Genomic DNA, 489 nt, shown 5'->3' on the forward strand with positions numbered 1-489 from the left:
CCTCTTCCCATTCCGAACAGAGAAGTTAAGCCCCTTATGGCCGATGGTACTGCACCACAATGCGGGAGAGTAGGTAGCTGCCATATTTATTCAGAAAGGTCCTGGATCAAACCAGGACCTTTTCTTTCTCTTAAGTGTAGAACGGTTCTTCGTTACCTACATTCCGACCTCCTTACAGAAGTCAACAAGATTACCTCCTTTCATATTTTATACGTTTCGTTCTTTATTTCGCAGTCATCCTGAATTACTATTGTATATAACTAATCAGTTGTAAATCAATAAAATAAAGATGATAAAAACTTCGAAAAAAGTTTTGGTGGTTTGAAAAATGCTCATTACCTTTGCAACCCCAACACAAACGAAACAAAAAGTTCTTACAGAAAATACTTGAAGATGTACGCCAGCAGGGCACGGAGATCGGATCTCCTACATTGACAACTGCTAATTAATTAGCACAAGTTCTTTGAAAGATTGGAAACAACAGCACGA

The 489-nt window shown here is 38.7% G+C and carries 1 rRNA gene; it reads left to right on the forward strand.

The features are described 5' to 3' along the window. Positions 1-86, forward strand: a 5S ribosomal RNA gene (gene rrf, locus KW844_RS28905); the annotation flags it as partial. Positions 87-489: the final 403 nt, after the last annotated feature.

The organism is Chitinophaga sp. sic0106, from assembly GCF_019219075.1.
GTDB lineage: Bacteria > Bacteroidota > Bacteroidia > Chitinophagales > Chitinophagaceae > Chitinophaga.